Annotated in this window: 5 protein-coding genes; 1 reads left to right on the forward strand and 4 read right to left on the reverse strand. The window is 66.9% G+C overall.

Annotation, left to right across the window (positions count from 1 at the left end; translation table 11 throughout):
* On the forward strand, positions 1 to 3,033 hold a 3,033-nt coding region (locus EII35_RS14910; protein WP_185744384.1), incomplete at its 5' end, for an Fn3-like domain-containing protein.
* Positions 3,034 to 3,088: 55 nt separating this feature from the next.
* Here EII35_RS14910 and EII35_RS14915 read toward each other — a convergent pair.
* The 4 genes from EII35_RS14915 to EII35_RS14930 form a co-directional block, all read right to left on the reverse strand.
* Positions 3,089 to 4,081, reverse strand: a complete 993-nt coding sequence (locus tag EII35_RS14915; RefSeq protein ID WP_125229254.1) for an ABC transporter ATP-binding protein — start codon at positions 4,079 to 4,081, stop codon at positions 3,089 to 3,091.
* Positions 4,078 to 5,535: an ABC transporter permease gene (locus tag EII35_RS14920; RefSeq protein ID WP_125229255.1), complete on the reverse strand. Its 1,458-nt coding sequence runs from the start codon at positions 5,533 to 5,535 to the stop codon at positions 4,078 to 4,080. Before EII35_RS14920 ends, EII35_RS14915 begins: the two co-directional genes overlap by 4 nt.
* A 53-nt stretch (positions 5,536 to 5,588) precedes the next feature.
* Positions 5,589 to 6,695, reverse strand: coding sequence for an extracellular solute-binding protein (locus EII35_RS14925; RefSeq protein ID WP_125229256.1), 1,107 nt, complete (start codon positions 6,693 to 6,695; stop codon positions 5,589 to 5,591).
* Between the two features lie 169 nt (positions 6,696 to 6,864).
* A complete protein-coding gene (locus tag EII35_RS14930; RefSeq protein WP_260465149.1) occupies positions 6,865 to 7,257 on the reverse strand; it encodes a LuxR C-terminal-related transcriptional regulator in 393 nt (130 codons plus the stop codon).
* Positions 7,258 to 8,993 lie beyond the last annotated feature (1,736 nt).

Raw genomic sequence — 8,993 nt, forward strand, 5'->3', positions numbered from 1 at the left:
CGCCAAATCGACGGACCCCGCACCTTCACCATCACCCTCACCAACCGAGGCGACCGCGACCACACCTTCACCACCGGCAGCACCTGCGTCATCGCCGAGAAACAGGTGGCCAAGGAAGCCAACACCACCAGCTGCACCACCGCAGAAACCCTCACGGCCGCCACCACCCAGGTCACCGTCCCCGCAGGCGGCACCACCACCATCGACTACACCCTCACCCCCGAGGCCAGCACCAGACACTGGACCCAGGGCTGGGCCACCCTCGACTCCACCGACGACACCCAACCCGACCTGGTCGTGCCCTACCTCGGCTTCGTCGGCGACTGGAACGCCGAACCCATCATCGACCACCCCGTGACGTCTGAGGTCGCCCCTCTCCTGTACCAGATCCTGGGGCCCGAACAGCAGAATCTGACCGGTCTCATCGGCCCCTTGGGGGAGATGGGGATACGGACGAACTGGATGTCCCCCAACGGCGACGGGTTCATCGACAAGTTGCTCCCCGCCTACATGCTGCTGCGTTCCGCGGGGGACGTCGAGTTCGAGGTCCTCAAGGACGGCGAGGTCGTCCGCAGCCTGGGCAAGCAGCGTGACCAGCTGCGGCTGTCACTGACCGAGGTGCCGCATGCGGTGTTCTCCGCTGCCGATGTCTCCCCCGACCACGGTTGGGATGGCACCCTGTACAACCCGGCGACGGGGGAACTCGAGAAGGTCCCGGACGCGCCGGTCGGCGCATACACGTTCCGGATCAAGGCCCGACTGTCGGAGGACTTCGACTGGCAGATCACCGACATGCCCGTCGGCATCGACACCGTCGCACCGCAGGTCTCCTACACGGTCGAGACTGGCGCCGACGGGTCCCGCACCTACACCATCCTGGCCACGGACGCGGATTCCGACATCCCGGGGGAGCTGGGGATCTCGGTCAATGACCCGGCCTCCAAGGCCGACCTCCGCGCCGTCGAAACCGGCCCGAACACCTACGAGATCGCCGTACCGGCCGAGGTCGCCGAGAGCGACAGCTACCTCCAGGTCAAGGTCATGGACAACGCCGGAAACGTCGAGGAGTTCCGGGACTTCTACCAGACCAAGCCGGTCCGGGTGCTTGACAGCCACCTTCTGGACCGCTGGATGGGCAACCACTCCCTGCCGTTCCGGGTGCCTGAGGTCACCGATGGGAAGGCCACCCTCAACCTGCTCCTCGCCCCCGAGGTGACGAAGGCAACCTTCAACGGCACCCCCGTCGAGATCAAGGACGGCAAGGCCCAGATCCAGGCCCCAGTCAACGGCGGACGCAACGACTACGAATTCATCGCCTACTCCGCCAACGGCCAAGAACTCGGACGAACCACCCACTGGCTCGGATACGACACCACCCCACCAACCCTGGAACTCACCTCCATCCCCCTCGACGCCCAAGGCCGCCTCATCCTCGACCCCGACGGCACCGTGACCATCTCCGGACGCGTCACCGACGACCTCTCCACGGCGGATGACCTCGCTCTGATCCACGACACGCAGGAGTTCCCCCTAGATGCAGAGGGCCGGTTCACCCACACCTTCGACCCCGGGGGAGTTGGGCTTTTCCTCTCGGTGAACGACCATGCCCAGCAGCTCCGGGAGAAGGCCTACACCACCAACGAGGCTCGGCACTCCTGGTTCGTCTCGGGGGCGGACATACCGAGCGAACCGGAAATCGAGTTCGACGACTACGAGCATCTCGGGACCTACATGTTCGGCGATGCCTACTACTTCGTCACCCCTGCCTTCCAGAACCTGGAAATCATCAACCAGGATGCCGGCCCCGGCGAGGTGGCGGCGCGGTTGACCCTCAAGGGCAAGTTCACCGAGAAACCCAACTCCTTCCAGGTCGCGGGCAAGGAGGTCCCCCTCGACGACGACCTCAGGTTGTCGATCCCCATCGACCTCGTCAACGGCCTCACCCAGGTCGGCTACGTCGTGGTTGGCGCGGACGGGACACGATACGAGGGGTCGTGGCGGTTCTTCTACGATCGGGCACTGCCCGGCCTGGACCTGAAGATGGATCCGAAGCTCCACGCAGACGGCGCCATCTACCTGCCGAAGACCCCCGCCGACGTCACCCTCTCCGGCGAGGTCTGGGACAACGAGTTCGGCTACAAGCTGTCGGTCAACGGCAACGTGCTCGAGGAGTTCACGAACCACTGGGATCCCGGAGCGAATCCTCGGTTGCCGTTCAGGACGAGTGTCGCGAACATCCAGAGCAACCAGATCATGCGTCTGGGCCTCATGGACCAGGCGAGCAACGGGTTCGAGCAGCGTATCCCGCTCGTGATCGACACCCAGGCGCCGACGCTGGCCATCGACGGCCCGACGACCGGTGCAGCCGGTCTCGACACCGAGTTCACGGTCACCGTGACGGATGACAACTGGGAGAGCCTCCAGGTCCTGCTCGACGGACGTCAGATCGCTGCCGAGGTCGTGGCGCCGGTCCCGCACCCCCAGGCCGGGTACGTCGAGATCCGACAGGGTGAGGAGGTCCCGCCCAGCACGGCACCCGGCGAGAAACCCGCGAGCTCGAAGCAGGTCATCGTCCGTCTCAAGGACGTCCCCGACCTCGCCAAGGGACGGCACACCCTGATCGCCGTCGCCACCGACAAGGCGGGGCACGCCGCCACGGCTGCATCGACATTCGTCCTCGACGAGGCCCCGACGATCACCGGACCGGACTCCCTCACCATCGAAGCTGGCAAGGACCCCCGGCAGGTCATCCGCGAGACCTACCAGGCCACCGACCCCGAGGACGGCGCCCTGGAACTCCACTTCGACCACACCCGGCTGACCTCCGGCACCATCGAACTGGAACTGAGCGCGACCGACTCCGCCGGCAACACCACCAGGCGCACCATCAGCGTCACCCTGGCCAAGACCCCACCACAGATCCCGGGCCAGCCAGGACAACCAGGACAACCCGGTAAGCCGGGTGTCCCCCAGAAACCCAGTAAACCCACCCCACCCATCACCCGACCCGGCCTCCCCAGAACCGGAGGCTGAGCCGGAGGTGCGGGGCCCCGTCATCGGGGCCCCGCACCCGCTTCAGGGGTCTGCTTCAGCCCTGCTGGAACACGGCTGGTCCGGAGACGGAGAGGGTGACCCGATCCGTCTCCTCCCATCCCGGACGCTGGGTCCTGGCGACCAGGGAGGCCCCGGAGCCGTGGCTCAGTTCGAGATCGGTGGTGTCCCCGTGGAAGGTCACCCGCGTGATCGTCCACTCGCCGCACGCATCGGCGTCGGGGCGCACCTGCTCGGGGCGTAGCAGCACTGTTCCTCGACCACGGGCGGCTGCGTGGAGGACCACCTCACCGAGCAGGGTCGCGGCCCGCTCCCCCGTCGCCTCGCCGGGAAGGCCCTGGATGCTCCCGGTGAGTCGGGCGGCGACCTCGTTGATGGGGCGGCGATAGACGTCGTCGGGGGTTCCCGTCTGGATCACCCTTCCCCCCGCCATGAGCACGACCTGGTCCGACAGCGACAACGCCTCGTCCTGGTCGTGGGTGACGAGGACTGCGGTGGTGCCGGCCTGCTGCAACATCCGTCGCAGTTCCGCGCGCAGCCGGACCCTGGCCACGCTGTCGAGGGCGGAGAAGGGCTCGTCGAGGAGCACGAGGTCCGGGTCGACGGCCAGGGCCCGCGCCAGCGCGACCCGCTGGGCCTGGCCGCCGGAGATCTCGTGGGGCATCCGTTTCCCCAGCTCGGCGAGCCCCACCAGCTCCAGCAGCTCGGTGACCCTGCCACGATCGCCACCGCGCAGCCCGAAGCCGACGTTCTGGGCGACGGTGAGGTGTGGGAACAACGCCCCCTCCTGGGGGACGAGGGAGATGCGGCGGCGCTCCGGCGGCAGCGCGGTGATGTCCCGGTCGCCCAACCGCACGGTCCCGGATCGGGGGCGGAGCAGTCCGGCGACGATCCGCAGCAGCGTCGTCTTCCCGCAGCCGGAACGGCCGAGCACGGTGGCGAGTTCGCCCGCCTCCACCGCCACGTCCACGTCGGTGAGCACCTCGGTGGCTCCGAAGCTGTGGCAGACCTGTGTGGTTCGCAGCATCATGCGGGGCTCCCCTTCTGTTGCACAGCGGTCAGGACGACGGTGGGGACGGTGGCCAACAGCACCAGGACGAGACCGTAGGGCGCGGCGGCGGCGTAGGCCAGTTCGTCGGTGTTCATCCACAGGCGCGTGGCGAGGGTCTCCGTCCGGGCGGGGCGCAGCAGCAGGGTGGCGGGGAGTTCCTTCATGGCCGTGAGCATGACCAGCAGGAAGGCGGTCACCACCCCGGGCGCCGCGAGGGGCAGGGTCACCCGTCGGAAGACCCGGAGCGGCCCGTCGCCCAGCGTCGCCGCGACCTCCTCCAGAGCCGGCGGGGACTGGCTGATGGCGGTCCGGATCGCCCCCACCGCGAGCGGGGCGAAGAGGACGAGGTAGGCGAGGATGAGCAGGGGCGGCTGGTGGTAGATCGGCCTCAGGTACCGGGTGGCGAGGAACACCAGCGACAGCGCGACGACGAGGCCGGGCAGGGCGTGGGCGATGTAGAGGGTCTGTTGCACCGCGCCGATCAGGGGACCGGTGCGGCGGGCGGCCAGCCACCCTGCGGGGAGACAGACGAGGGTGATGACGAGCGCGGCGAGGAAGCACAGCCACAGGGTCACCCAGGCGGCTGAGGCGAGGTCCGGGAGGTCGATCCCGCGGGTGCGTCCCCGCAGGATCCAGCCGACGATGACCGCGACGGGGTAGGCGAGCCCCACCCCGACGACGCCGCCGAGCAGCATCAGGGCCGGGATGCGGCCACGTCCCAGCGACCACGGGACGGCCGGACGCTGCGCGATGGCCTGGGCCCGGGTGAACCGGCCGCGGGCCCGCAGCTCACCGCCGGTGATCGCCAGGGTGACGACCATGAGCAGCAGGCTGAGCACCGCCGCCTCGGTCCGGTCGAAGGAGGCCCGGTAGCTCATGAAGATCGCGCGGGTGAACGAGTCGAACCGCAGCAACGACACCGCACCGAAGTCGCTCAGGGTGTAGAGGGCGACGAGGAGGGATCCGGCTGCGAGGGAGGGACGCAGGGCCGGGAGGGTGACGCGTCGTAGCACCTCGCCGCGTCCCATCCCCAGCGAGCGGGCGACATCCTCGGTGTTCTGGCTGATCCTGCGCAGCGCGGCGGAGACGGAGAGGAAGACATAGGGGCTGGTCCCGACCCCGAGGATGAGGACGGCCCAGCCGAGCCCCTGGGCGCGCACCGTCGAGACCCAGGCGTAGGCCGCGACGTAGCTGGGCATCGCCAGCGGCATGGTGAGCAGGACCCGCCAGGCGCGACGCCACGGGATGTCCGTGCGTTCGACGAGGAAGGCGGAAACCGTGCCCAGGGTGCCCGCCACGACGACGACCGCCAGGACGAGGAGCAGGGAGGAACCGAGCAGGTCCAGGGTTCGCGACGACGCGTAGACGCGCTGGATGCGGGAAAGGCCAGCGCCCCAGGCGTGAACGATGAGGTAGACGCCCGGGACGCTCATGATGAGGGCCAGTCCGAGCGCGAACGCCCAGACCGGCCCTCGACGCAGCGATCTCAGATCAGCCCGACCTTCTTCAGCAGTTCCTGGGTCGCCTCGAGCGAGTCCAGGTCGTTGAGGTCGATGCCGTGGGGCTTCGACGAGTCGATCGGCTTGAGGTCGAACTTGCTGGTCACTCCCTGGATGACGGGGTACTCGGCGGTCTGGTCGGCGAAGTAGGTCTGCCCCTCGGTGCTGAGCAGGTAGTCGATGACCTTGAGCGCAGCCTCGGCGTTCTTCGAGGAGGCCAGGAGTCCGACCCCGGCGACGTTGAGGAGGGCGCCCGGATCGGCGGGGTCGAGGTAGACCAGCTGGGCCTTGACGGCGTCGCCCTTCTCCTCCTTCAGCTTGTACCAGTAGTAGTGGTTGATGAGCCCGATGCCCACCTCACCGGAGTCGACGGCCTCGAGCACCGCGGTGTTCTTCTCGTAGGTCTTGGGCTCGAGCTCCTTGAGCTTCGTGAGCCAGGCCTCCGCCTCGGCCTCGCCCTTGGCGGCCCTGAGACCCGTCACGAAGGACTGGAAGCTGGCGTTCGTGGGCGCGTAGCCGATCTTGCCGCGGTTCTCCTCGACGAGGATCTCGTCGATGCCCTTGTAGGCGGCGGCGTTCGGGGAGACCTCGGGGTTGACGGCGAGGACCCGGATGCGGCCGGAGGTGGCGACCCACAGGTTCTTGCTGTCACGGTAGGCCCCGTCGACCTTGTCGAGGGTGGCCTTGGGCAGCTCGGCGAGCAGACCCGCCTTGCCGAGGGCCCCGAGCGCCCCGGCGTCCTGGCTGAAGAAGAGATCGGCCGGGCTGCTCTCCCCCTCCGTGAGGATCTTGGCGGCCATCTCGGGGGTGCCGGCGTAGTGGACCTCGATCTCCACGCCGGTGGCCTGCTGGATCTGCTCGATCAGGGGGCCGACGAGCTTCTCGTTGCGGCCGGAGTAGAGCGTGATCTTGCCGCCCGAGCCCGCCGGGGCGGAGGACATGGCATCAGCGGGCACGGAGGACATGGCGTCCGCAGGGGCGGACGATCCAGCAGCGCTGGCGGAGGAGGATGGGCTGCTCTGGGAGCTGCCGCCGCAGGCAGCGAGGGCGAGGGAGCCCAGCGCTCCAGCGGTCAAGAAGGCCCGACGTCGCATATCGATACTCCTGGAAGGTTGCGTACGGTTTGTCAGACAACCTACGACGTAGTACTCGATTTAGGCAAGCCGAACCTTGCCAATGACTGTCGTGGTGGCCCGCTCAGCGGCAGCCCATCACCTCTGACCAGCCGTGAAGGAGGTTCTCGCCCCGCGCTCCCCGCCGGACTCAACGACGGGGGTCGACCAACGGCACTGCATGCGGATCCACGATCCCGAGTTGTATGGCGCGGACGAGGATCTGCGTACGGGAGGTCACACCAAGTTTGCCACCGATGTCCTTCAGACACTGTTTCACTGAGCGCTCACAGAGGTACATCTGCCCAGAAATCTGCTGGTTGGTCATACCTCGGGTGAGATGAACCAGAACCTCACGTTCCCGCTCGGTCAGACCCAAGTCAACGGCCTCGACGGGACTCCGGGTCGAGGCGAGGGAAGCGACGAGTTGCCGCCGCACCGCGGTGGACAAGGGCATGTCACCTCGAACCGCCTGGCGGATGCCGGCGGCCAGAGCTGGCAGCCCGGCATCCTTCAACAGGTACCCGGAAGCTCCTGCCTTCAAGGCTGCGACAATGTACTCGAGGCCACCGAAGGTGGCGAGGACGACGACGCAGGCCTGCGGCCAGGACGCGAATCGCCTCAGTGTTCATGGAATCATCAAACACTCGGATCGACAGGATCGATAGTTCTACTCCGGGCAGTCATGGCTCGCGTGCCCAATTGTTAATGGAGACACCCCGGGGGCGGGCTTGAGGATGGCGACAGAGCCCCATTCCGTCTCTCGAAAGGAACCCAACATGCCCTTCCTCAGGCTCTTCGCAGCCCTCACCATGACCCTCGGGGCCCCGCAGGCCGCCCCGGAGGTCGCTCCGGACCTCCCGACCGTGACAGTCACCGTGCATCAACCGGCCCTCTTCTGCCAAATCATTCCGTGGGTATGTGTCCCTCGTAGGTGAGGGCTCATGCCTCAAGCGCACCGACACGCCCGCCACATGGCGCGAACAGTTGATCGGAGGGGCGTAGTGCCGTTCGGGAACGTCCACGTTCCGCCCCTAGTCCGAGCGAAGACCTCTCGTTCCTCCTCCAGCTGGAGGAGGAACGAGAGCTGGCGCTTCGACAACTCCATGGCTTGGAAGGTACGGGGACAGGCGAATCCGCTACGGTTGCCCTGGTGACGCCTTGGCAACGTTGTCCTCCTCGACTGCCACGATCCAGTCGCTCGTCGTTGTCCACCTTGCCCGAACGTCACCATGACGATCCACGCAATGATCCCACCTCACCGCGCGCTCACCTGGTCTCCCGTCAGCTGTCCATCGCATCGTTGAACCTCTTGTTCAGCGATGTAAGCCCCGGTCCCGCGGCCCATCGCGTTCTTCGGTGTATCGCCTGAGCCTTGTAGTCTTCCGTCCTCGGGGAGGCTCTCGCCGAGTTGCGCCATCCCGCGCCGATCTCAATGAGAGAGGCCACGTCCCTTTCCGACTGTCCGCAGTCGGGGGGGCGACGGTGGTTCTCCCTCCACCCAACCGGGACGGAAGGCCCAACGCAACCATGCCGCCAACAATCACATCCTGTCAGGTTCACAGCGGATGAGGTCATGTGGTCCTTGAACTCCGTCATCGAGCAGCGAAAGGCTGGAGCCCCCCCTGTCCGCGCAGTTCCGTGGGCAAGGCTCGTCGGCAGGACGGACCACTACGCACGGTCTCTCGCCACCATTGGCGATCTTCCACACTGGAAGCGATCCGGAGCGCTTGGGTGATTCCGCACACCTTCTCTTAGAGGGTACGCGGATAGGGGGATCGTGACGAGGATCGTCACGGTGGCCTCTTGACAAGGCGGACGACGAAGAGCGCACTGGATCGTGCGTTCAAGGAGGACAACGCTGCCAGGGGGCCACCGGGGCGACCGCAGTAGATTCGCCTATCCGCGCACCCTCTTAGACTGGGAGCCACCCTCCTCCGCGGCATGACACCCCCCTCTCCACGGAACAAAACCCCTTACCAAGCGCCCATTGAGCCACACTTTCGAGGCGCCACTCCAAGGCCTCACACACTCCCGTAAGTAACACACCGCGCTGTTAACCATGGGGCACCGATCCACTCGACACCTCGACGCGGGAGCCACCGACAACTTCAATGGGATGAGTTCAGAACAGACTCCTGGAGGAAAACCATGATCGCCGCCTCCCCCCTCGTTCCGGCCCGACAGCACACTGAAGCGCCTGAGGTTTTGCGCCGCTCCTATGCGGGTTCTTTCTCTTGGACAGTAGCAGCATAGTGGATGGTTTCGTGGTGGGCGGGG

The organism is Arachnia propionica (assembly GCF_003932785.1).
Taxonomy (GTDB): Bacteria; Actinomycetota; Actinomycetes; order Propionibacteriales; family Propionibacteriaceae; genus Arachnia; species Arachnia propionica_B.